The sequence below is a fragment of the Flavobacterium sp. FlaQc-30 genome, assembly GCF_044005885.1.
Lineage (GTDB): Bacteria > Bacteroidota > Bacteroidia > Flavobacteriales > Flavobacteriaceae > Flavobacterium.
This window is the reverse complement of record NZ_JBIPCO010000003.1, coordinates 304,029-327,187: the sequence shown is the minus strand read 5'-3', so window position 1 is coordinate 327,187 and position 23,159 is coordinate 304,029. Positions and strand designations below refer to the sequence as shown.

Genomic DNA, 23,159 nt, shown 5'->3' with positions numbered 1-23,159 from the left:
GCTCGTGAACACAAAGAAATTCAAAAGCCAATTGAAACATGCACGAGCGGGACGCTCGCTCTAGCAGAGGATATAGGTGCAAGGGTTTTCTTTATCATAAACTAATAAGATTATATAAAAACTAAATAAATTTTCCATTTAAAAAAATAACAAAATGAAAATAAAATCATTCATTATTTTATCATTCCTATTTTTAATATCATGTAAAAAAGAAATTGCTGAAAAAGAAATTTCTAAAAAAGAAACGGTTAAAAAAGAAACGGTTAAAAAAGAAATAACTAAAGATGAAATTATAAAATTAAATATTGAGAATAAATTAAAGCAAAGATTGAAAAATCCTGATAGTTATGAATTTGTAAGTTTGAATTTAGCGAAATCCTTTACAGTAAAAGAAAGAAAAGAAACTATTACTAAGAAAGATTTAGAACAATTACGCGAACTTAATAAAACAATTCCTTCTCCAGATCTTTTAAATAGAATGGAAGTCGAATACTCATTTTTGGAAAAACAAAGGGATATAAATAAAATTGCTTTATATCGTTATGATTTCATTGCAAAAGGCACAAATAGTTTAGGAGGAATAATTCAGTCTAAATATTCTGCTGATGTTTTAAATGACAATAATTACACTGCATTAAGCATTAGTAAAAACGATTAAATTAAATTAAATTTAATTCCCATCGCTGTGCGAAGTCTCCGACTTCGTACCCGTTCCAATTAATCACAAAGCAAATTATAAAAAATTGGAACGGAATATAGGAGCCGGTACGAAGTCGGAGACTTCGCACAGCTCTGGGTTCGCAGTAATTGTCACACGCCCGAAAAAAATGACACCTAACAATTTAAAATCAGAAATAACTAAACCAAATAAAATGAAAAATTTATCAAAACTATTGACTTTAATTTTCGCAATAACATTATTAAGTTGCGGGAATAACAAAAAAACTGAAAATGTTGTTGAGGAAGTTGTCGAAACGCCGAAAAGCAATATGAAAATTAAACTATTTAATGAAACCGAAAATCTTTTAAATAAACTATCTGAAAATGGTATTGGAGAACTTAAAGAATGGAAAAACCCAGAAGATATGGGTTGGGGTTCATTAACTGATTATTATCAATTCGGAGAGCAAAAAGATGGAGTTGGAATGCAAAATAATCTAGCTTACTATTTAGAAGGAGAAGAAAACTATGCGAAAAATTTATTACTGAACTTAAACGTAAATAATCCAAAAAGTAAAAAAGAAGCAGTAAAATTATTTTCAGAAACAACTGAAACAACTTTTAAAACTTTAGAAATAGAAATTCCACAAGGACTTTTAGAAGCAATAAAAAATGGTAAAGATTTCAAAAGTGAAAATGATAATTTCACTACAGATTTTAAAATTGAAAATTCGAACATAGATACATACAAAATGGAAATCGTTTCTAAATAAAAAAACTACTGCCAACAACTACTACAACGAATTTAGGCAATTGGCTTAATAGAAGGTCGGTTTCGTATTTGGGATGATTTGGCAAATAATACGCTGGCACGAGCGTGACGCTCGCTTTAGTAATTAAACATAAAAAAAGAAACCTCATCAAAGGTCTCTTTTTTTTTAATATATCTTCAAAACGATTATTTCCCGTTCAATAATTTCTCTAAATACCCCCGCTCTACGAAGTGTTCTTTCTCACGAATCGTAGTCGCTGTGCGAAGTCTCCCGACTTCGTACCCGTTCCAATGAGCAATGCAAACGGAATATAGCAATGAGTACGAAGTCGGGAGACTTCGCACACCTCAAAACTTCAAGTTAATCAGCAATCAAAAAAGCAGCCAAAACCCCTTTATGATCTGACGGCCAAATACCATTTGGTTTCAAAAATGTATCCCCGTCTTGAGTCTCCACTCCTTTTCCTTTTACAATACTTGCTGTAGGCCCAACAATTACGGTATTTGTCAGCGACAGTTTTTTATTTGGATAAAAATAGATAAAATCAATACGATCTCTTTCATCGGCATCTTTTGCCCATAATAGTTTTGATAATTCTACATCAGTATTATAAGCCGGCCAAGTAAATCCTGGATTTTTAACCGGATCAGGATATTTTACTCGGTAAGCATCTAGAAAACCATTATTTTTAAGCGTTACACTGTTATGCCACGGTATAATAACGCCGTTATGATCGTATAAATCTTTTGTTGCTGCTGTCCAATCTAAATGCGAAGGTTCGTTAAAATCGCCACCTAAAAGCACTAGATTTCCTTTTTGACGTTCGATTTGAGCATCTTTTACAAAAAGTGCAATTTCTTCGTCACGCTGCGAATCAATATTTTGTTTCAGAATTTTTTCGGTATCTAAAATGGGTTCTGGTAATTTTTTCCAATCAACTCCATCGTAACCTCTTGGCAGATAACAAGCATAATGTGTGTAATCTAAATGTGCGGCATATACGGCAACACTAGTTTTCTTGCTTAACCTAATCATACATTTTATCAAGGATTCTGAACTTATCGATGTCGTAGATTCGATAGGAAATTTAGACAAAATAACAGCATCTGTTTTGAGGCTCGAACCATAAAAAATCTTGCCTTTAGCTTTTAAAGCTTCTAAAATATGCGGTGTAAACAATACTTCTTTATAATTGCGTATTTCACTCAGCAAAACAATATCCGCATCAGATTGAAGAATTACGTCTACAATCGCATCAAATCCTCCTTTTACTGTAGTTCCTTCGTGCCAAGTATTTAATGACAGCACTTTTAACTCTTTCTTAAAATTATCTTCCGCCGAAGACTTCACACCAAAAGCTGACACAGAACTAATTGCTGCTCCAAAAAACAGCAAAGAAACAAGGAATAGTATTTTATTTTTCATTGAATATCTTAAAAAAACAGACTAAGTTTTTCTCTCGTCTGCATTATTGATTTGCTAAATTCAAATATACATTATAATACAAATCAAGAGAAATAGTTATTAAAAATTAATACAAAAATGGCTTCAATCAAAAAACGTTTGTATTTTGGCTAAAGCCAATCTTCAATATTGTAATTTTGTTTCTCGAGCTAAAGCAAAAAGCAAATTTCATTATGATTATTAAAATTTTAAAAATAAAACTATGCTAAAAAAACTTGCTTTCTTTTCATTAATTCTCTTGGTCTCTTGCCGAGAAAATGAAACCAACCGCACAAGTAATGAAGAACCAAAAGCATTTCAGGAAAAAAGTATCGATATAGGAAGATTTAGAAAAGGCCATGATTTAGTCGAAGACTTGTATCAGGAACTTGTAGATAAATCTCCTGAATTGAAATCTTTAGAAAAAGAGTTAAGTGAGTTGAATCCTAGAGATACAACAAATATTTTTTATAATTATAATCAAAAATCCGATGATTATTACAATTCTGCAGAAAGCCATATAACTGGCATAAGGGATAGTATAATGAAACTGAAAATTATAAACTTAATTAAGAAAAGTAACGATAAATATATCTCACAAAAAGCTGATCTGGAAAATTTAATAGATACTATCAATAAAAAACAAACTGAAATAAATAATTATCATAGAGCCTTGAAAATTATTTTAACGATTCCGCTTATTGAACAATATCAAAAGCAACATTTGCCAGACAAATCTCCGTTTAAAAAATTGATTGAAAAAGAAGATCAACTACTTCAAAAAACAAAAAAGAATACTCCAAAATATTAATTGGAGAGAAATATTATATACCATGATTACCAAAGCAGCACTACAAGATATTCCCGCATTAGTAACTTTAATTAACTCAGCCTACAGAGGCGAATCTTCTAAAAAAGGCTGGACAACCGAAGCGAATTTACTAGAAGGAAAAAGAACTGATGAAGAAGAAATGACCGAAATTTTGCAGGATTCTAAAAACACGATTCTGAAATTTACGGAGAATGATAAAATTATTGGTTCGGTTTTATTGGTCGAAAAAGGACATCAATTGTATTTAGGAATGTTGACGGTTTCGCCTGAACTTCAAAATAGCGGCATCGGGAAAAAGCTTTTGGCTGAAGCCGAAATTCATGCTAAAACTCTTGGTTTATCCAGCATTATTATGACCGTTATTTCAGTTCGTGAAGAACTGATCACTTGGTACAAACGCCACGGTTATGTTGATACTGGCGAAAAAGAAGCTTTTCCTGAAAGCGGTATTCATGTTACGGTTTCTGCAGTGCCTTTGGAGTTTATTTTCTTAGAGAAACAGCTTTAAGAAAGTTTTATCAGAGATTCATTGAATTTTTTATATCTCGCAAAGAAGCCAAGCCGCAAAGTTTTTTTATTACTTTGTGACTTGGCTTCTTTACTAGTTTATATGTAACTTTCCCTAAATAAGCTGAAATTTATTTGTACTCGAAAATAACTTTCTCGTCGACAAAATTTGTTGCTGAATTTAGTGGATTACTTGTAACACAACTTCCAGAAATTATAATTTCGCTAATTCTTCCTGATTTATCTAAATTTCTTTTAAAATTAACAGTTTTATATGATTTTTGAAATGGAGTTTCAGTAAAGACATTTTCCATTGAAATTACATTATTTTTATTTCTCTTTCCAAGTTTATTGTGAGTTAAAATTTCATATCCATCAACTTTAAACAATGGTGTTTCATAAGCTATATCTCCCAAAAGGATATTTGGTTCAGAATCGTATTTATAATTACTGACTACAACATCTCCGTACTCAAGGGTTTTAACTTGTGTAATATTACCATCAGTAACTATAAAATCAAGTTGTTTATCAAGACGATATTTTCCGTCACCATCAACAGACATTTTATGATATTTAACAATTTTAGCTATATATTCATTATCATAAGTATACACCGTTGAATCTCTTTCGATACTATAAACTTCTCCAGTTGTTCTCTTAAAAACAGTATTACTAATAACCAATGAAATGTTTTTATTTTTTAATATAATAGATGTCTTATTTTCAATGTTAGCATTAGACACATTATCTCCTAAATTTTTGGTTTCAATCAAGTCATCATTGACATACGTTATAGCATAATAATTTCCTATTAAGTTAATACGCCTTTTATCATCATATTTGAATTCTTGCTTGTCAGTCATATACGCCATATTACTACTAGTAGGAAACGTAATAGAAACCAAATTTTGTGCTGCCGGATCAATTGTTTCCGGTTGATCTGATTTTGGAGAATCTTCTGATGAGCACGCAGATAAATTAAGTAAAATGATAGTTAATGATAACAATGAAAAAAAATTTAATTTCATATTTTGGTAGGTTTTAAAAGTGAAATGTTTTAATTAATTGGGCTATTATAATTTATGGCAAACTTAAAAAAATATTAAACCAATAATAAGCATTTTCCTAAAAAAAAGCAGAAATTATAAAACAACTGATTAAACAACTATTTAAAGATTAAAAAAAAAATAGCGGGAAATAAAGAGACAAAATCTCTAAGTTTTCTTTACTAATATATCTTCTGGACTTGGCATCTTGTGAGATTTTTAAATTATATCTTAAACGAACTGCTGTCTACCTATACAAAAATCATTGCCTCTTTGTAACTTTGTAACTTTGTAACTTTGAACCTTTTTTTTAAGTCAAGAACTTAAACTAATCCCGTGAAATAATAAAAATGAATATAAGCCTTTTGTCTAAAAAAGATAGTAAAGCCTCTATTTGGAGAGGTGGATTGACATACGAATATATGATATATCCGAAAACAGCAAACTATGCCGATAGAGATTTTATATTCAGAATAAGCAGTGCTACAATAGAGCAAGCGCCTTCAGAATTCACCAAATTTAAGGGTTATCACCGATACTTGGTTATGCTTGATAACAATCTAGATATTGAGATAAACAAAGAAAAAAAAACGTATGAGAAATATAAAATCATGGAATTCAATTCGGATGACGAAGTAACTTCTTATACAAAAGGTATTGATTTTAATTGGATGATTTCTGAAAAGATACCTCATCATAAACTGGCAATAACAAATCGTAGTCAGAATTGTGATGCTCAAATACTGCTTTTGTTTTCTTTACAGACAACCGTTATTACGATTAATAAGAAGCGTTACTCTTTAGAACCTTATGATTTATTGGTGATTGAAAATCAAGAAAAAGAAAATGTAATACTTGATTTTTCTACTGAATGTCTTTTTGGATTATTAGATTTTTAATTTTTTTGCCGCGAAGGAACAAAGGCACTATTTTTTTTGTTAAAGTTCTCTCACAGTTTGTCATTTCGACGAAGGAGAAATCACACTCGTAAATCGATAAAGTTTGACAACCTTCTTTGCGGAATTTCTAGTGCGATTTCTCGTACCTCGAAATGACAAGATTGGGGATAATATTTTACTGCTATTATCTCGATAGCCAACGGGAGTAAACTTACAAAGGCTTTTGATAAAGTTTCCATACAGTTTGTCATTTCGAGGCACGAGAAATCTTCGCAAGTAACTCCGCAACAGAAATCCAATCTTTGTCGAGCTTCTCACGAAGATTTCTCGTACCTCGAAATGACAAGATTGAGGATAATACTTTTCAACTACAATCTCGATAGCCAACGGGAGTAAATTTACAAAGGCTTTTTGACAAAATTTCGACACAGTTTGTCATTTCGACGAAGGAGAAATCACACTTGTAAATCGATAAGTTTGACAACCTTCTTTGCGGAATTTCTAGTGCGATTTCTCGTACCTCGAAATGACAAGATTGGGGAATAAATGCATTAAATAAAACCTTTGTAACTCTGAACCTCTGCCCCTTTGAGCCTTCCTTAAAGAACTAACTCTTCAAACAAACGCTGAATAGTTTTCTCCAAATCCTGACACAAACCTGGATGTGGTCTTGACGTTTGGATCGCCGAACTTCTAATTGCGGTTAACCATCGAAAACGCTCCGGAATATCAAATTCTGCAATTGGTCCGCCATCTTTGGCTCCGTTTGTGATTTTTTCTAATGAGGTTAAATTGCATTCTAATTGTTCGATATCGAAATCATCAGAAAGTGCTTGTATTTTTTCTTTATTGAGATGAAAAAGAACTTTTATAAATTTGGATTTTTTACAAAACAAAATAATTCCGATATTCAGAAATTCTTCGCGTTCTACCCTTGGTACAACTCGAATCACGGCATACTCATATAAGTGATTATCTTGCATTTTGAGCCTGATTTACAAAGGTTTCTGAATTTTCTAATCTGGTTTTTAAAAACTGTAAATACACATTTCTTAAACCTTCGGGCGTTTCATCGGTATCTTCCCATTGCAGCCATTCTAGCGGAATTGTATTTACAATATCTTCTAAAATTTCTGTTGTTAAAAGCGCTTTAAACTCGGCATCAACTTCTTTTAAAAGTGAAGCCTGCGGCAGTAAAACGTGATCTTTTATCAATGCAAACGGACTTTTGGCATGTTGTTCCCAATTATTCCAAGAATGATGAAAATACAAACACGCACCATGATCTATGAGCCATAGTTCTTTATGCCAAATCAGCATATTGGTGTTTTTAAAAGTTCTGTCGACGTTTGTAATATAAGCATCCAGCCACACAATTTGCGAAGCCAATTTGGCATCGACAGTGGTTACAACAGGATCAAAAGTAATAGCACCTGATAAAAAATGAAGTGCAAGGTTTAATCCCTGACTTCCTTGCAGTAAATCTTGAATTTCCTCATCGCCTTCGGTTCTTCCAAAAGCTTCATCAAGGTTAGCAAAAACCAATTCTGGCAGCTGCAATTTTAAAGCTTTTGCAATTTGTCCGCCTACTAATTCGGCTATAAGTGCTTTTACACCGTGTCCGGCTCCTTTAAATTTTAAGACGTATTTAAAATCGTCATCGGCTTCTGCCAAAGCGGGTAAAGATCCGCCTTCACGCAAAGGTGTAATATAACGAGTAACATTTACCGTTCTAAGATCGAAGTTGTTTTTCATTTTTTAAAGATTCAAAGATGCTAAGGTACTGAGTTGCTAAATTTCTAATCTTTGACATTACAAACTTACGATTTTTGATTTTAGATTGCGGAAACCAGATTTTAGATTTTTTCTCTTTTCACGCAGATTTTGCAGATTTATTCTCATTTTGTGTCATCCTGAACGAAGCCGAAGGACTTCACATTACGATTAGTCTTCGACTACGCTCAGACTGACATTCGTAATTATATCCATTTCAAAACAATACTGTGCACAAAAAAGTACAACATTATCTAATTATCAAATTGACACATTTTCTAATTCAAGAAAAGCTTTTCCAAGATATTTAATAATTGTAGAAGCTGTAAAAGACTCATAGCCTGTTTTTGGCAAAGCTAAATCGGCTGTTAATCCGTGTAGGTAAACGCCAAGTTTTGCCGCATATTTGGGTTCGTAGCCTTGTGCAAGAAGACTTGTTAGAATTCCTGTTAAGACGTCACCGCTTCCTGCAGTTGCCAGCGCCGCGTTTCCGCTCGTGTTTTCGTAGACCGAAGTTCTGTTGATGATGTAGGTTGGCGCTCCTTTCATAACCACAATAACTTTGTATTTTTCTGAAAAAGCAATTGTTTTTTGAAATTTCTCGGCTTCTGAATTCCACTTTCCAATCAAACGTTCTAATTCTTTTGGATGAGGTGTTAGAATGGTATCTTCTGGAACTAATTCCAGCCAAGACAGGTTTTCGGCTAAAATATTCAATGCGTCCGCATCAATAACTAAAGGCGCTTTGTTTACTCTTAAAAATTCAAATAAGGCTTTTTGCATTCCCAGCTCCTTTCCTATTCCTGGTCCAATGCCAACTGCCTGCGGAATTAACGGTAAATGAATGTTAGTAATGAAATTTGTGTTTTCATCTGTAACGGTCATTACCTCGGGAATTGAGATTTGAAGAATCTGATAACCGCATTTTGGGATAAAAGTCGTTACGAGTCCGCATCCTGATTTTAAACAGGATTTTGAGGCCAAAACGGCGGCTCCCATTTTTCCGTAACTTCCTGCAATAATAACTGCATGGCCTTGAAGTCCTTTGTGTGTATGAGGATTTACGGGTTTGTAGACTCTTAAAACTTCTTCTTTTGTGATTAAATACGGAGATTTCATTTGATGCTTTTTTATTTTAAACACACAGAATCATAGCTTTTCTTTGCGAATAAAGGCGTTTCACTTGTTTGGACAAACATAGCTGATTATGAAAACTTTGCATAAAGGATTCTTTTATGTTTCTCGATTAAAGTTACATAAAAAATCGAATGCACGAATGTTTCTTTTAAACGGTCAGCCCTAGCCCTGATAGCAGCGGTATCCTTTTACTTTTTTCTTTAAAAAGTAAAAGATATAGCGGATAGCAGGAAATAGCTCCTAATCATTGCGAAATTTATAATTTATACCGTTCAAATTTGATATTTTTTAAATAAATTTGCGATTCAATTTTATAAAACAACACAATGAAAAATACTGCGCTTACGCACATACATGAGAGTTTGGGAGCAAAAATGCTGCCTTTTGCGGGTTACAATATGCCTATTACATACGAAGGTGTAAATGCTGAACATGAAACTGTTCGAAACAGTGTAGGTGTTTTTGACGTTTCGCATATGGGTGAATTTTTACTTACTGGTCCAAATGCTTTGGCTTTGATTCAGAAAGTAACTTCAAACGATGCTTCGACTTTGACAATTGGAAGAGCGCAATATTCTTGCCTGCCAAATAATGAAGGCGGAATTGTAGATGATTTGATTGTATATAAAATGAAAGAAGAAGAGTATTTACTTGTTGTAAATGCTTCGAATATTGAAAAAGACTGGAACTGGATTTCATCTCACAATGATTTAGGTGTTGAAATGAAAAATCTTTCTGATGATTATTCTTTATTAGCTATTCAAGGACCTAAAGCGGTTGAGGCAATGCAGCCTTTATCGTCATTAGATTTAGCTGCAATTCCTTATTACCACTTTGAAGTGGGTGATTTTGCAGGTTTTAACGATGTAATTATTTCTGCTACTGGATATACTGGTTCTGGCGGATTTGAAATTTATTGCAAAAATGCTGATGCTGAAGCAATCTGGAACAAGGTTTTTGAAGCTGGTGCAGCTTACGGAATCAAACCAATTGGTCTTGCTGCTCGTGATACTTTACGTCTAGAAATGGGATTCTGTTTGTACGGAAACGATATTAACGATACAACTTCTCCTCTTGAAGCTGGTTTAGGATGGATTACTAAGTTTACTAAAGATTTTACCAATTCTGAAAGTTTAAAAAAACAAAAAGAAGCTGGCGTTACAAAAAAATTAGTAGCTTTTGAAATGCAGGAACGTGCGGTACCAAGACACGATTACGAAATTGTTGATGCTCAAGGCGAAGTAATTGGTATTGTAACTTCTGGAACAATGTCTCCGTCTATGAACAAAGGTATTGGTTTAGGATATGTTACTGTTGCAAACAGCGCTGTTGACAGTGATGTTTTTATTAGAATTAGAAAAAATGATGTTCCTGCAAAAGTGGTAAAACTGCCTTTTTACAAGAAATAATATTTTCCTATAATATTTAGAAAATGCATTACAAATTGTAATGCATTTTTTTTGGCCAAAAATTAAAGTATTTACAAGAAAAAGTGATTTAATCTGCGTTATTTTCAAATGCATTTACGGCTGTTAAAAACATTTATCCGAATGTAAGATTTTTTAGAAAAAACGTAATTTTTATGAAAAAATAAACGTAATTTTAGTCTAAACGAAGATTTTCGATTTATGAAAAAAATAGTATTAGTATTGATGTTAACTGCCAACGTTCTATTTAGTCAAAATAGTGACAACACCTGCGAAATACTAAACAAAATAAATGCAACAATCCAAGCAGAACATCTACGTCCAAAACCAGTCGATGACAGTTTATCGGTTTTTGTTTTTGATAATCTAATTAATGAATTAGACCCTTCTCGAAACATTTTCTTCAAAAGTGAATACGATGAAATGGCAGCAAAATATCGTTTAAACTTAGATAATTTAATTCTAGAAAACGACTGCAACTTTTTGGCTGACATTACATCAAAATACATTTCCGGATTAGAAAGAACAAAAAATATTCTTGAAAAAATTCAAGCCGCACCTTTTGATTACAGTAAAAAAGATACGATTAGATTTTACAAAAAATCATTTCCTTTTTATTTGAAAAATGAAGACTTAGAAAAGGTATGGCGAAAAAAAATACGCTACCAAATTCTTGATGATATGGCAGAGACAAGTGATAATTTAGATTCTATTAAAACCAATTTTAAATCTATAGAAGCAAAATCTAGAAAATTGATTTTATCAAATGAAATCTGCCGTATTAATACGCTGCTGGAAACCAAAACAAATCAAAACGAGAATCTTTATAATTTTTTCTGCACTTATTTTGATCCGCATACAGCCTATTTTAGTGATGACTCTAAATCGAGCTTTGTTGCGTCGTTATCAAAAGAGCATTTATCATTAGGAATGACGGTAAATCTTAATGAAAAAAATGAAATTATTGTACAAGAACTTGATCCTAATGGCCCTGCCTATCAAACTGGTCAGATAAAAAAAGGCGATCAAATCGTTTCGGTTTCTAATCAAAAAGAAACACTTCAGGTTTCTTGCGCTTCACTAGAATCTATTTCGACTATGATTTTATCTGAGGCGAATAAAAGCTTAACCATAACTCTTAAAAGAAACTCAGGTAAAAGTTTTGAAGTTTACATCGAAAAGCAAGTAATGAAAGACGAAGAAAATTCGGTTTTCAGTTTTATAATTGGTAAAGACAGTAAAATTGGATACATCAAAATTCCAAGTTTCTATGCTGATCTAGATGGAAACAGTCGCAAAGGCTGTGCCGATGATGTAGCCAGAGAAATTATAAAATTAGAAAGAGACAATATCAAAGGTCTAGTTATAGATTTAATAGATAATGGCGGCGGTTCTATGGAAGAAGCCATAAAACTGGCAGGAATGTTTGTTGATTATGGTCCGCTTTCGATTGTTATCGATCATACTAAAGAAAAATCTATTATAAATGATCCATTTAAAGGTGTAATTTATAAAGGTCCAATTGTAATACTTGTTAATAGTAATACAGCATCGGCAAGTGAATTTTTCTCGTCTATTATGCAAGATTATAATCGCGCTCTTTTATTAGGCAGCAGTACTCTTGGTAAAGCAACTATGCAGACAATCCTTTCGCTTGACGAAACAAAGAATACTGATTTTCTAAAAATTACGATTAATAAATTCTACCGAGTAACAGGAAAAAGCCATCAATATATAGGTGTAACTCCAGATGTGGTTCTTCCTGAGTTTTATGAAGATGTTTATCAAAAAGAAAGCGATTTTCCAACTGCTATTAAAAATGACAGCATTACCTCTACTCTAAAATACCGCCCGTATGTAAAACGAGCTTTAATCGATAAACTAGCCAAAAACAGCAAGACAAGGCTGGCAGATAATTTTTATTTTAATGATATTAAAAAGATCAATCTAAAAATAGATCAATTAGTAAACACTCCAAAAGCCGAAGTGCCAATGACGATTGACGCTGTCTTTAATCAGAAAAAAATAGTAAATTCTTTGTGGAAAGAAATCAATACTTTTAATGATGAAAATAATCCGCTGGACGTTTACAACTCCACAGTAAACCAGTATTTATTGAGTGCATATCCTAATGACAAAACGATAAATCAGTACCAAATAGATCATTTAAAAATAAACCCATACTTAAATGAAGCGGTTAATATTATAAATGACTTTAATTCGTCAAAATAATTTTTCTTTGTTTCAGGTTTCAGTTTTTACCGTAGTAAAGTGCACTAAGTTTTACACAATGTTGTGTCAACTTGAAACTTGAAACCTTAAACTTTAGGCTTAACCTCAAAACAAATCGAAAAAAACTTAAATTTTGATTTTGGAAAAATTAAGGAATAACCGTATTTTTGCATCACAAAAACTAAAAATTAGAAATGGGAAGAGCGTTCGAATTTAGAAAAGGAAGAAAAATGAAACGTTGGTCAGCAATGGCTAAAACATTTACCAGAATTGGTAAAGATATCGTTATGGCAGTTAAAGAAGGTGGTCCAAACCCTGATGCCAATTCTAGATTAAGAGCTGTTATACAAAATGCAAAAGCCGCAAACATGCCGAAAGACAATGTGGAGCGCGCGATAAAAAATGCAAGTAATAAAGATACTGCCAACTATAAGGAAATTTTATTTGAAGGATATGCGCCTCACGGAATTGCAATCTTGATTGAAACTGCATCTGATAACAATAACAGAACGGTTGCTAATATTCGCAGTTATTTTAACAAATGCAACGGAACTATGGGAACTCAAGGTTCTGTTGAGTTTATGTTTGACCATACTTGTAACTTTAGAATTGCAAACAACGGTCTTGATGCTGAAGAATTAGAGCTTGAATTAATTGATTTCGGTGCCGAAGAAGTTTTTGAAGATGAAGATGGAATCTTAATCTATGCTCCTTTTGGAAGTTTTGGTGCTTTGCAAAAAGAATTAGAAAACAGAGGACTTGAAATTTTATCATCAGGCTTTGAACGTATTCCGCAAATCACTAAAGAATTAACAGAAGCTCAAATCGCTGACGTTGAAAAATTAATCGAAAAAATCGAAGAAGATGATGACGTTATGAACGTTTATCATACGATGAAAGAGGAATAATCTTTTCTTTTTTTACAATACAAAACTTGAACTCCAGAGAAATCTGGAGTTTTTTTTTTATTAATACGAAAACACGTAAACCAAAAACAAAATTAATGCATACGTTTGAAAAAAAAACAAAACAAGACGATAGACAGCTATACTAACAAATCATTTATTCATTAATAATACGATGAAAAAAGCTCTTGCCTATATAATAATAGTATTTGCATCACTAATGTTGATTGAAGAAATAATTCATAATTTTTCAGTTCTCAAAACTGGATATACGATCGCATTTTGCAAAGATGGCTTTGTAAAAGATACATTAATAATCACAGAATCTGGTCCGGCTACTGGTGTAGGTCGAAATACATCTTCTAATTTTGTCTATCATGGTTTTTTAGTCTCTAATAATAAAAAGGCCTCATTAACAATGAACATCAACATTTCTACATTTTCATATCGTTTTAAAGATCATCGACTAATGGTCTATCACTCTAAATACACATCTACCAATTTGTTTTATCAGAAACCTACCAGTTTTTTAGGTTTAGACTTCAAATATTTTCTAGAACCCTTTTTCTTTTTATTTGCTTTATTTTCAATAATTTATTTAATTTTTAAAAGAAATCAATAATCGAACAAAACCATTATATTTTGAATTCTGATAACTAAATAAATTATTAAATAAACACTAACAAACCGATAAAACAACACCAATAAAATATTATTAACTCATGAAAACACTATGTTTGATTCTTATATTTTTGGGATTATCAATAATTGGAATAGAAGCAATAAATGATTTCTCAAAAACTAAAGTATTCTATGCATCATTGAATCCCGAGAAAAATTACTCTAAAGATATACTGGTAGTAAATGAAAAAATACCTCCTTCAAATAGCGGCAGCAATAAAACTTCTTGGGTATTTTATGGGTATTGCAAATCTGATAAACTAAAAAGCGGAATCTCAATACCAATAAATATTATTGAAAGTGGAAGTTTAAACACAAGCCAGATTCCGATTTGGAGAATTAAAACGGTAAAGGATAAAATAATTTATAGAAGAGAGAATAATATAATCAATAGTCCATTTTCATATGAAATGCGTCAATATTGGGCAACTCCATTATTTATGATTGCAATACTCCCAGCACTATTTTGTTATTTAAAAATAAGACGAAGAGAAAACACACACAAGCCCTCATTCTAGATTTAAATACAATGATAAAGACATAAGAAATTATTAAGTGTTTATTGATTACATCATTCCCATTGCGATAATATTGATAATTCTACGTTATACAGGTATCCAAAAACATCTAAAAGAAACTCATAATCAAAAAAACTATTATATTTGTTTTTCTCAACACGAAATTAATTTAAAAATAAAGAACAATGCAAAACTCAAAATACACAAAATTTGCTGTAATAATTTTAGTTATATTATTTATAGTAATTAGCGTTATAAGCTAAAAAAAACTTTCACTATTCTACTTTTGTTATAACGATAATGAAATAAAGTAGAATTTATATTTATTCCCCATTCTCAGATAGACAAAAAATGCAAACATCAAAATACACTAAATATATTATAATCGTAATGGTTATTTTATTTGTAATCATCAGCGCTATAAGCTGCTCAACTCATACTCACACGTATACACCTGTACCATCAGGTAAAAAAATACCACCAGGACAAGCAAAGAAAATGAATGGAGATAAAAGTGCAAAAGCTTATGCTCCAGGACAGCAAAAAAAGCATTAATACTATACAAAGCAAAAAGCCTTCTGAAATTCAGAAGGCTTTTTTACTATTCCAAAACCTGAGTGCTACTAAAAATATAAAAAACTAACTAACTATTATAAAATAACGTAATGCTTTATTTTGAAGTAATTTTCTTGGCTGGTGAATTTGTAATTTTCAGCAGATAAGTTCCTTCAGGAAGATCATTAACATTCAGTGAACTGGTATTACCCAACACCTTCTGTCCTTGCGAAAACACTTCAATATTTTTTGTTCCTGCATTTACATCACTGTTCGTTATTATAGAACCTGATGCTGCAGATTTTGTATTTACTTTAGACTTTAAAACTGCTGGCTTTGTTACCGCCGCTGCTGCTATAGTAACGACTGCCTTAGAGCTGTTATAAAGCTCTGTAACCTGTTGATCTGTCAAAGCTGTATCATAGATCTTTAAATCGTCGATATCAGCGTTAATTCCAACTGTCGTATTTACTTCTCCTAATCTAAAAATATTTCCTTTTGTTGAACGTGTTATACCGCTTAACGATTTCAACAATTCTCCGTTTCTATAAATTTTAGAAACTGTACCATCATACGTTATAGTATATTGATACCATGTGTCTTTGCTTAAAGTGGTTGAAACAATAACATCGTTAGTAGCACCCCAGCCTGCTAAACTTAAATCTGAATTTGACGATGAGGTACCTTGCTGTAATAATCCGCAATACTGCGCATTGTAAGCTGTACCGTAACCCCAAATATAATTAGCCGTAGTAATATCATTAAACTTAACCCAAATACTTACTGTTCTTGCATTATTTGCCATTGGCAGATTATCAATAACAGCTTCCATAGCCCTGCCATTTAGTCTTTGTGCACTTGCAGTAACTCCTGCTCTATCAGCAACAAAATTATTTGTTCCGATAAAAGAAGTCGTATTTGCTGTATTATTTAAAGTCCCATTGAAACTAAACTCCTGAATTGGGTTCTGAGCAGTCGCATTCAAATAACTTACAAACAAAAATGAGAGTAGTAATTTTTTCATGATATGTAGATTTAGGGATTAAAAAAAACATTGTGTCATTTTAACACTGCTAAACTAGATTATTATGTTTTTGAGCTGAAATTTATCCGACAACTAACCTAAATAATCGTTCAAATAACCAAAATTGATGATTTTTAGCCAACAATTAGAATTATTTATACCACATACTATTATATTAAAATTTTAAACATCTCATAATTAAACTAAAATTTTCTTACGTATAAATACGGTATTCTCACTTAAAACAAACACATTCGTAATTTTAAAAACCAAAAATTACACGCAATCATACTATCAACTAAAAATAGTTCCATAAAAAAACTCCATTCGCAAATACGAATGGAGTTCTAGTATCTAAAAAAGCAGTCTAACCTACTTTACAAATTCAATTTTTTGAGCTTCTTCTTCATTAACACTATCAAAGAAACCTTGTTCATTCATCCAGTCATCGCTAAATACTTTACTCATATAGCGTGAACCATGATCTGGGAAAATTGCTATAATATTACTGTCTTTTGTAAACTCTCCTTCTTCTGCATATTGTTTAATAGCCTGCATTACTGCTCCAGAAGTATAACCTACAAACAATCCTTCTTTTCGAGTGATTTCTCTAGCTGAGTGCGCACTCTCCTCATCGGTCACTTTCATGAACTTATCGATGATATCAAAATCTGTAGCTGATGGGATTAAATTTTTTCCTAAACCTTCAATTCGGTATGGATAAATCTCTTTATTATCAAATTCTTTTGTTTCGTGGTATTTCTTCAATACTGATCCAAAAGCATCAACACCTAAAATTCTAATATTCGGATTTTGCTCTTTTAAGAATTTTGCTGTTCCAGAAATTGTCCCTCCAGTTCCGCTGCAAGCAATAAGGTGTGTAATTTTTCCTTTAGTTTGTTCCCAAATTTCAGGGCCAGTAGTGTTGTAGTGGGCATCAATATTTAATTGATTAAAATACTGATTGATATAAACCGATCCTTTTGTTTCCTCGTGAAGTCGTTTAGCTACATTGTAATACGATCTTTCATCGTCTGCAGAAACGTGAGCAGGGCAAACATATACTTTGGCACCTAAACTCCTCAACATGTCAATTTTATCTTTGGATGATTTTGAACTTACGGCCAAAATACAATTGTAACCTTTTATAATGCTTACCATTGCCAAACTAAAACCTGTGTTACCTGATGTAGTTTCGATAATAGTATCACCTGGTGATAAAATTCCCTTTTTCTCGGCTTCTTCGATAATATATAACGCTATTCTATCTTTTGAGGAATGACCTGGATTAAAAGCTTCTACCTTTGCGTAGAAATTTCCTTCTAACTCTTCGGTGACTTTATTTAGTTTAATAAGCGGGGTATTACCTATTAATTCTAAAACATTATTATAAGCGTTTATTTCTTCTTTCATAAAAAAATAGTTAATCGAGATGGTATTTTAAAATAACCTCGATAGGTTGCAAATTTAACAAAAAATTTTTAATTAGCTTTTAATTTTTTCTAAATCTAATAAAAAACTAAATTCCTTTGCTAAGTCTCTCAAAGCCTCAAAACGTCCTGAAGCCCCACCATGTCCAGCATCCATATTGGTATCTAAAAACAAAAAATTATTATTTGTTTTTAAATCTCTCAATTTAGCCACCCATTTCGCTGGCTCCCAATATTGTACTTGAGAATCGTGCAATCCTGTTGATACATACATATTAGGATAGTTTTGCGCTTTTACATTATCATACGGTGAGTACGATAACATATAATCGTAATACTTTTTATTATTTGGGTTTCCCCATTCATCATATTCTCCGGTTGTAAGCGGAATACTGTCGTCCAGCATTGTTGTAATGACATCTACAAAAGGCACCTGAGCAATAACTCCGTTGTATAATTCTGGAGCTTCATTAACTACAACTCCCATTAAAAGCCCTCCTGCAGATCCTCCTTCAGCATATAAATGTTCTGGAGATGTATAATTCTCGTTAATTACAAATTTAGAGCAATCGATGAAATCTGTAAAGGTATTTTTCTTTTTTAACAGTTTTCCATCTTCATACCATTGTCTTCCTAAGTCTTCTCCTCCTCTAATATGTGCGATCGCATAAACAAAACCGCGATCTAACAAAGAAAGCCTTGTCGAAGAAAAATAAGTATCCATAGTAATCCCATAAGAACCGTAAGAGTATAACAACAACGGATTTTTCCCGTTTTTCTTCAACCCTTTTCTATAAATCATCGAAATTGGCACTTTTACACCATCTCTTGCTGTTGCCCAAACACGTTCTTCGGTATAATTTTCTTTGTCAAATTTACCCCCTAAAACCTGTTGTTCTTTTAAGATTTCTTTGGTTTTGGTTTTCATATTAAAATCAATAACAGATGATGGCGTAGCAAGCGATTGATAGCTGTATCGCAACACATCTGTATCAAAATCAATATTTGTTGTAGTATAGGCATTATATGTTTCACTGCCAAATGGCAGATAATAATCTTTATCTTCACCCCAAGGCATAATTCGGATATGATTTAAACCGTTTGAGCGTTCTTCTACAACTAAAAAATTTTTAAAAATCTCAATATCTTCTAATAAAACATCTTCACGATGCGGAATAAGATCTACCCAATTTTTCTTTCCTGTTTTATTTTCAGGCGTTTTCATTAATTTAAAATTAGTCGCCTTATCTTTATTCGTCAAGATATAAAAAGAATCTTCGTAGTGTGAAATACTATACTCTAAACCACGAACACGAGGCTGAAAAACCTCAAATTCACCATCAGGATTATCTGAATTTAAAATTCTATATTCAGTTGTTAAAGTACTTCCTGAACTTATTACAATATATTTTCTTGACTTTTCTTTACTTACCGAAACATTAAAAGTATCATCAACTTCATCATAAACCAAAACATCTTTTTTTGAATCTGTATTTAGTTTATGTCTAAAAATCTTATCGGCTCTTAAAGTAACTTCATCTTGTCTGGTGTAAAAAATAGTCTTATTATCATTTGCCCAAACAGATCCTCCAGTTGCATTCTCGATTTTATCTGATAATATTTCTCCTGTTTCAAGATTTTTAATCTGAATCGTGTAAATTCTTCTTCCAACAATGTCAACTCCAAAAGTGACAAATTTATTATCTGGACTTATACTTAAACCTCCTAATTTGAAATAAGCATGCCCTTTTGCTAATTCATTACAGTTGAATAAAATTTCTTCATCTGCAGAAAGACTGCTCTTTTTTCTAGCAAATATTGGATAATCCTGACCTGTTTCAAATCGTGTAATATAAAAATATCCGTTGTAAAAATAAGGAACCGATGAATCATCTTCTTTAATTCTCGCTTTCATTTCCTCATACAAAGACTCTTGTAAATCCTTTGTATGAGCGGTCATTTTTTGATAAAACTCATTCTCTTTATTCAAATAATCAATGACTTCTGGGTTCTCTCGATCGTTCAGCCAAAAATAATTATCTATCCTAGATTCTTTATGTTTCTTTAATGTTTTTGGAATTTCTTTAGCCTTTGGAGCCAATATATCGTTTTGCATTATTTAATTAAGCTTTTGTTTTTAAATACGGAAAGGCAAAAATACTACAATCAGAATAGAACGGGAATTAATTTTTTCATAAAATATTCTATTGTAATCATAAAGCAATATACTAATTTTGTATGAAATAATTTAAAAATCAACAAAAAATGGATTTAATGGGAATGATGGGAAAACTTAAAGAAACCCAACAAAAAATTGAAGATACAAAGAAACGCCTAGATACTGTTTTAATTGACGAACAAAGCGCTGACGGATTATTGAAAGTAACATTAACTGCCAATAGAAAAATAAAAACAATCTCTATAGACGACTCTCTATTAGAAGACAAAGAACAGCTTGAAGATTACTTAATTGTAACTTTAAATAAGGCAATTGAAAAAGCAACAAGTGTTAACGAAAGAGAACTTGACACTGTTGCAAAAATGGATATGCCAATGATTCCTGGAATGGATAATTTGTTTAAATAGTTTTTTTTTAAGATTCAAAGTGGCAAAGATTCATAGGAACAGAGGTTTTCTTTGCTTAATGTATAAAAACTTCAATTCTTTAAACAAAAAAAAGACGCGTTGCGTCTTTTTTTTTGTTTAACGTTATTCTCTATGCCTTTGTCACTTTGAGCCTTTGCCACTTTGAACCTTTAAAATTAAATCTTCGAAAGCATTTCCACTACATAACTATGCATAACCTCTTTATAATCTAAATGCGTTACAATTCGGAGTTTGTTATGCCCAAGCGAACTTATTATAATATTTTTCTGCTTTAATTTTTCAATCAAAAGCTGATCGCTGTACCCTTCTGCTAAAGAAAAAATCAAAATATTAGTTTCTACTGGTTCTACTGAGGCAACCCATGATTTTGTACTTAAAATAGCTCCAATTTCTTTAGCTCTTCTATGATCTTCTGCCAAGCGTTCAATATTATTTGCCAAAGCATATAATCCTGCAGCGGCCAAATAACCAACTTGACGCATTCCACCACCCAATATCTTTCTGATTCTCAACGCTCTATGAATATCAGCTTTACTTCCAAGCAAAACAGAACCAATTGGCGCTCCTAATCCTTTTGACAAACAAACTGATATAGTGTCGAAAATCGCTCCAAATTCTTTCGGATTTTGCCTTTTTGCCACTAATGCATTCCAGATTCTGGCTCCGTCTAAGTGGAATTTTAAATTATTTGCATCACAAACTCTTTTTATTTCTCTTAAATCTTCTAATTCATAACAAGCACCACCACCCTTGTTAGTCGTATTTTCTACACAAACCAAACTTGTTAAAGGACTGTGATAAAATTCAGGATCATTTATAGCTGCCGCAACTTGTTTTGCATTTATCATACCGCGATGACCGTCTAATAAACAGCAGGAAACACCGCTGTTAAAAGAAACTCCTCCTCCTTCATAATGATAAACGTGTGCATATTTATCAGCAATTAACTGCTCACCCGGCTGTGTATGCAGTTTTATAGCTGCTTGGTTTGCCATAGTTCCTGACGGAAAAAAAAGTCCAGCTTCCATACCAAAAAACTCAGCTACTCTTGTTTCTAATTCTATAACCGTAGGATCTTGTTTGTATACATCATCGCCAACATGAGCGTTAAACATATACTGCAGCATCTCCTGTGTAGGTTTAGTTATGGTATCGCTAATTAAATTTATTTCCATATAAAACTATATCTTTTTTTTGGACAGCAAAATTACATATTACTGTTAGTTTTTGATCGCAAGTTTTAATAAATTTTAACTTGCCACATAACTATAGAACCAAATTAACGTAATATTTATAAAAAACATATAAATCATGCCTTAATAATTCAAAAAATAAGTTGTTATTTTTAAAACTTTTTCAACTAAACCAAAAATATATATTCCTAATTAGTATTAATCAATCTTTTTTAGACAAATAGTATTTCCTTATATTATCCCTGATGATTTAGTGTAAATTCTAAAAACTATATCTTATTTTTGTACAACGAAATTACGTTGTATTTTTTTCTATAGAAATGTAATAGCGGTAAAAAACAAACAAAAAACACTTATTAATTTATGACAACAGCCGAACAAGTAAAAGGTATTGTGGAGCGCCTTGGTGCGTTGAGGAGGTATCTTTGACGTCGATGCCAAGCTAATCGAAATTGCAAACGAAGAGGAAAAAACTTTCGCGCCTGATTTCTGGAATAATCCCAAGGAAGCCGAAAACATTGTAAAAAATCTTCGAAACAAGAAAAAATGGATTGAAGATTATGACAAAGCTGTCTCACTTACAGAAGAATTGCAGCTGGCGTATGATTTTTATAAAGAAGGAGAACTTTCTGCAGACGAACTTGACGAACAATACAACATTACACAATCTCATATAGAAAACATCGAATTCAAAAACATGCTTTCTGATGAAGGTGACAGTTTAAGTGCTGTTCTTCAAATTACTGCTGGAGCTGGCGGAACCGAAAGCTGTGATTGGGCAGGAATGTTAATGCGTATGTACATGATGTGGGGAGAAAGTTATGGCTATAAAATAAAAGAGCTGAACTTTCAAGCTGGTGATGTTGCTGGAATTAAAACGGTTACTTTAGAATTTGAAGGCGATTATTCATTTGGGTATTTAAAAGGAGAAAACGGTGTACATCGTTTAGTTAGAATTTCACCTTTTGACAGTAATGCAAAACGCCATACCTCATTTGCTTCTGTGTATGTTTATCCGTTGGTTGACGACAGTATCGAAATTGACATTAATCCTGCTGATATCGAAATTACTACTTCTCGTTCAAGTGGAGCTGGAGGACAAAACGTAAATAAGGTAGAAACAAAAGTTCAATTGGTACACAAACCAACCGGAATCCAAATTCAGTGTTCTGAAACAAGATCTCAGCAAGACAACAGACAACGTGCAATGCAAATGCTTCGTTCTCAGTTATACGAAATTGAATTAAAAAAACAACAGGCACAACGTGCTGATATTGAAGCCGGAAAAATGAAAATTGAATGGGGTTCGCAAATACGTAATTATGTAATGCAGCCTTATAAATTAGTAAAAGATGTTCGTACCGGTTATGAAACAAGCGACGTCGATGGCGTAATGAACGGAAATATTGACCCATTCTTGAAAGCATTTTTAATGATGATGGGACAAAAAGAAGAGGAATAGTCAAAAGTGGTCTTTGCTCGGTCTTTAGTAGTTAGTTTTAGTTTACAATAAACTT

Annotated in this window: 22 protein-coding genes; 13 read left to right on the top strand and 9 right to left on the bottom strand. The window is 32.2% G+C overall.

Annotation, left to right across the window (positions count from 1 at the left end):
• Positions 1–154 precede the first annotated feature (154 nt).
• Both ACHRV0_RS09515 and ACHRV0_RS09510 read left to right on the top strand, forming a co-directional pair.
• Entirely contained in the window at positions 155–658 is a 504-nt protein-coding gene (locus tag ACHRV0_RS09515; protein WP_395440687.1) for a hypothetical protein, read from the top strand.
• A 214-nt stretch (positions 659–872) separates the two neighbouring features.
• Positions 873–1,433 (top strand): hypothetical protein, encoded by a 561-nt coding sequence (locus ACHRV0_RS09510; RefSeq protein ID WP_395440686.1) that lies wholly within the window; start codon positions 873–875, stop codon positions 1,431–1,433.
• A gap of 360 nt (positions 1,434–1,793) precedes the next feature.
• On the opposite strand, the gene ACHRV0_RS09505 is transcribed toward ACHRV0_RS09510, so the two are convergent.
• On the bottom strand, positions 1,794–2,858 hold the full coding sequence (locus ACHRV0_RS09505; RefSeq protein ID WP_395440685.1) for an endonuclease/exonuclease/phosphatase family protein: 1,065 nt from the start codon (positions 2,856–2,858) through the stop codon (positions 1,794–1,796).
• 241 nt (positions 2,859–3,099) lie between these two features.
• Here ACHRV0_RS09505 and ACHRV0_RS09500 point away from each other — a divergent pair, with 241 nt between their 5' ends.
• Together ACHRV0_RS09500 and ACHRV0_RS09495 are read left to right on the top strand one after the other, a co-directional pair.
• A complete protein-coding gene (locus tag ACHRV0_RS09500; protein WP_395440684.1) occupies positions 3,100–3,687 on the top strand; it encodes a hypothetical protein in 588 nt (195 codons plus the stop codon).
• 22 nt (positions 3,688–3,709) lie between these two features.
• The gene (locus tag ACHRV0_RS09495; protein ID WP_395440683.1) at positions 3,710–4,216 is read left to right on the top strand and encodes a GNAT family N-acetyltransferase; all 507 of its coding nucleotides are present in this window, start codon (positions 3,710–3,712) and stop codon (positions 4,214–4,216) included.
• A 130-nt stretch (positions 4,217–4,346) separates the two neighbouring features.
• On the opposite strand, the gene ACHRV0_RS09490 is transcribed toward ACHRV0_RS09495, so the two are convergent.
• The gene (locus ACHRV0_RS09490) at positions 4,347–5,243 is read right to left on the bottom strand and encodes a hypothetical protein (protein WP_395440682.1); all 897 of its coding nucleotides are present in this window, start codon (positions 5,241–5,243) and stop codon (positions 4,347–4,349) included.
• 368 nt (positions 5,244–5,611) lie between these two features.
• Between ACHRV0_RS09490 and ACHRV0_RS09485 the strand changes: the two genes are divergently transcribed.
• On the top strand, positions 5,612–6,160 hold the full coding sequence (locus ACHRV0_RS09485; RefSeq protein ID WP_395440681.1) for a HutD family protein: 549 nt from the start codon (positions 5,612–5,614) through the stop codon (positions 6,158–6,160).
• A gap of 599 nt (positions 6,161–6,759) precedes the next feature.
• Here ACHRV0_RS09485 and ACHRV0_RS09480 read toward each other — a convergent pair.
• The 3 genes from ACHRV0_RS09480 to ACHRV0_RS09470 form a co-directional block, all read right to left on the bottom strand.
• Positions 6,760–7,143 carry a DUF3037 domain-containing protein gene (locus tag ACHRV0_RS09480; protein WP_395440680.1) on the bottom strand — a complete coding sequence of 128 codons (384 nt, stop codon included), beginning with the start codon at positions 7,141–7,143 and terminating at the stop codon, positions 6,760–6,762.
• Complete coding sequence (locus ACHRV0_RS09475; RefSeq protein WP_089052344.1) at positions 7,133–7,915, bottom strand: HipA family kinase; 783 nt, start codon at positions 7,913–7,915, stop codon at positions 7,133–7,135. Before ACHRV0_RS09475 ends, ACHRV0_RS09480 begins: the two co-directional genes overlap by 11 nt.
• A gap of 279 nt (positions 7,916–8,194) precedes the next feature.
• The gene (locus ACHRV0_RS09470) at positions 8,195–9,052 is read right to left on the bottom strand and encodes an NAD(P)H-hydrate dehydratase (protein ID WP_395440679.1); all 858 of its coding nucleotides are present in this window, start codon (positions 9,050–9,052) and stop codon (positions 8,195–8,197) included.
• Positions 9,053–9,396: 344 nt separating this feature from the next.
• Between ACHRV0_RS09470 and gcvT the strand changes: the two genes are divergently transcribed.
• The 6 genes from gcvT to ACHRV0_RS09440 all read left to right on the top strand — a co-directional run bounded on the left by gcvT (position 9,397) and on the right by ACHRV0_RS09440 (position 15,388).
• Positions 9,397–10,479 (top strand): glycine cleavage system aminomethyltransferase GcvT, encoded by a 1,083-nt coding sequence (gene gcvT / locus ACHRV0_RS09465; protein ID WP_089058171.1) that lies wholly within the window; start codon positions 9,397–9,399, stop codon positions 10,477–10,479.
• A 219-nt stretch (positions 10,480–10,698) separates the two neighbouring features.
• Complete coding sequence (locus ACHRV0_RS09460; protein ID WP_129026184.1) at positions 10,699–12,729, top strand: S41 family peptidase; 2,031 nt, start codon at positions 10,699–10,701, stop codon at positions 12,727–12,729.
• Between the two features lie 194 nt (positions 12,730–12,923).
• Positions 12,924–13,637, top strand: coding sequence for a YebC/PmpR family DNA-binding transcriptional regulator (locus ACHRV0_RS09455; protein WP_026729302.1), 714 nt, complete (start codon positions 12,924–12,926; stop codon positions 13,635–13,637).
• Positions 13,638–13,809: 172 nt separating this feature from the next.
• Positions 13,810–14,256 carry a hypothetical protein gene (locus tag ACHRV0_RS09450; protein WP_129026186.1) on the top strand — a complete coding sequence of 149 codons (447 nt, stop codon included), beginning with the start codon at positions 13,810–13,812 and terminating at the stop codon, positions 14,254–14,256.
• A gap of 100 nt (positions 14,257–14,356) precedes the next feature.
• The gene (locus ACHRV0_RS09445) at positions 14,357–14,833 is read left to right on the top strand and encodes a hypothetical protein (RefSeq protein WP_395440678.1); all 477 of its coding nucleotides are present in this window, start codon (positions 14,357–14,359) and stop codon (positions 14,831–14,833) included.
• Positions 14,834–15,184: 351 nt separating this feature from the next.
• A complete protein-coding gene (locus ACHRV0_RS09440) occupies positions 15,185–15,388 on the top strand; it encodes a hypothetical protein (RefSeq protein ID WP_395440677.1) in 204 nt (67 codons plus the stop codon).
• Positions 15,389–15,503: 115 nt separating this feature from the next.
• On the opposite strand, the gene ACHRV0_RS09435 is transcribed toward ACHRV0_RS09440, so the two are convergent.
• From ACHRV0_RS09435 to ACHRV0_RS09425, 3 genes are all read right to left on the bottom strand, one after another.
• Positions 15,504–16,412, bottom strand: coding sequence for a LamG-like jellyroll fold domain-containing protein (locus ACHRV0_RS09435; RefSeq protein WP_395440676.1), 909 nt, complete (start codon positions 16,410–16,412; stop codon positions 15,504–15,506).
• Positions 16,413–16,784: 372 nt separating this feature from the next.
• On the bottom strand, positions 16,785–17,825 hold the full coding sequence (locus ACHRV0_RS09430) for a PLP-dependent cysteine synthase family protein (RefSeq protein ID WP_089052352.1): 1,041 nt from the start codon (positions 17,823–17,825) through the stop codon (positions 16,785–16,787).
• A gap of 72 nt (positions 17,826–17,897) precedes the next feature.
• A complete protein-coding gene (locus tag ACHRV0_RS09425; protein ID WP_395440675.1) occupies positions 17,898–19,958 on the bottom strand; it encodes a S9 family peptidase in 2,061 nt (686 codons plus the stop codon).
• Positions 19,959–20,107: 149 nt separating this feature from the next.
• Between ACHRV0_RS09425 and ACHRV0_RS09420 the strand changes: the two genes are divergently transcribed.
• A complete protein-coding gene (locus ACHRV0_RS09420; protein ID WP_395440674.1) occupies positions 20,108–20,428 on the top strand; it encodes a YbaB/EbfC family nucleoid-associated protein in 321 nt (106 codons plus the stop codon).
• A gap of 176 nt (positions 20,429–20,604) precedes the next feature.
• On the opposite strand, the gene ACHRV0_RS09415 is transcribed toward ACHRV0_RS09420, so the two are convergent.
• Positions 20,605–21,624 carry a threonine aldolase family protein gene (locus tag ACHRV0_RS09415; protein ID WP_395440673.1) on the bottom strand — a complete coding sequence of 340 codons (1,020 nt, stop codon included), beginning with the start codon at positions 21,622–21,624 and terminating at the stop codon, positions 20,605–20,607.
• A 381-nt stretch (positions 21,625–22,005) separates the two neighbouring features.
• Between ACHRV0_RS09415 and prfB the strand changes: the two genes are divergently transcribed.
• Positions 22,006–23,104 (top strand): peptide chain release factor 2 gene (gene prfB, locus ACHRV0_RS09410; protein ID WP_395440672.1). Its coding sequence is split into 2 segments (ribosomal slippage): positions 22,006–22,068 and positions 22,070–23,104, totalling 1,098 coding nucleotides; the frame shifts between segments, so codons are not numbered across the junction.
• Positions 23,105–23,159: the final 55 nt, after the last annotated feature.

Coding starts and splice junctions, on each gene's coding strand:
- ACHRV0_RS09515 (WP_395440687.1), top strand. CDS start 155: ATGAAAATAAAATCATTCATTATTTTATCATTCCTATTTTTAATATCA.
- ACHRV0_RS09510 (WP_395440686.1), top strand. CDS start 873: ATGAAAAATTTATCAAAACTATTGACTTTAATTTTCGCAATAACATTA.
- ACHRV0_RS09505 (WP_395440685.1), bottom strand. CDS start 2,858: ATGAAAAATAAAATACTATTCCTTGTTTCTTTGCTGTTTTTTGGAGCA.
- ACHRV0_RS09500 (WP_395440684.1), top strand. CDS start 3,100: ATGCTAAAAAAACTTGCTTTCTTTTCATTAATTCTCTTGGTCTCTTGC.
- ACHRV0_RS09495 (WP_395440683.1), top strand. CDS start 3,710: ATGATTACCAAAGCAGCACTACAAGATATTCCCGCATTAGTAACTTTA.
- ACHRV0_RS09490 (WP_395440682.1), bottom strand. CDS start 5,243: ATGAAATTAAATTTTTTTTCATTGTTATCATTAACTATCATTTTACTT.
- ACHRV0_RS09485 (WP_395440681.1), top strand. CDS start 5,612: ATGAATATAAGCCTTTTGTCTAAAAAAGATAGTAAAGCCTCTATTTGG.
- ACHRV0_RS09480 (WP_395440680.1), bottom strand. CDS start 7,143: ATGCAAGATAATCACTTATATGAGTATGCCGTGATTCGAGTTGTACCA.
- ACHRV0_RS09475 (WP_089052344.1), bottom strand. CDS start 7,915: ATGAAAAACAACTTCGATCTTAGAACGGTAAATGTTACTCGTTATATT.
- ACHRV0_RS09470 (WP_395440679.1), bottom strand. CDS start 9,052: ATGAAATCTCCGTATTTAATCACAAAAGAAGAAGTTTTAAGAGTCTAC.
- gcvT (WP_089058171.1), top strand. CDS start 9,397: ATGAAAAATACTGCGCTTACGCACATACATGAGAGTTTGGGAGCAAAA.
- ACHRV0_RS09460 (WP_129026184.1), top strand. CDS start 10,699: ATGAAAAAAATAGTATTAGTATTGATGTTAACTGCCAACGTTCTATTT.
- ACHRV0_RS09455 (WP_026729302.1), top strand. CDS start 12,924: ATGGGAAGAGCGTTCGAATTTAGAAAAGGAAGAAAAATGAAACGTTGG.
- ACHRV0_RS09450 (WP_129026186.1), top strand. CDS start 13,810: ATGAAAAAAGCTCTTGCCTATATAATAATAGTATTTGCATCACTAATG.
- ACHRV0_RS09445 (WP_395440678.1), top strand. CDS start 14,357: ATGAAAACACTATGTTTGATTCTTATATTTTTGGGATTATCAATAATT.
- ACHRV0_RS09440 (WP_395440677.1), top strand. CDS start 15,185: ATGCAAACATCAAAATACACTAAATATATTATAATCGTAATGGTTATT.
- ACHRV0_RS09435 (WP_395440676.1), bottom strand. CDS start 16,412: ATGAAAAAATTACTACTCTCATTTTTGTTTGTAAGTTATTTGAATGCG.
- ACHRV0_RS09430 (WP_089052352.1), bottom strand. CDS start 17,825: ATGAAAGAAGAAATAAACGCTTATAATAATGTTTTAGAATTAATAGGT.
- ACHRV0_RS09425 (WP_395440675.1), bottom strand. CDS start 19,958: ATGCAAAACGATATATTGGCTCCAAAGGCTAAAGAAATTCCAAAAACA.
- ACHRV0_RS09420 (WP_395440674.1), top strand. CDS start 20,108: ATGGATTTAATGGGAATGATGGGAAAACTTAAAGAAACCCAACAAAAA.
- ACHRV0_RS09415 (WP_395440673.1), bottom strand. CDS start 21,624: ATGGAAATAAATTTAATTAGCGATACCATAACTAAACCTACACAGGAG.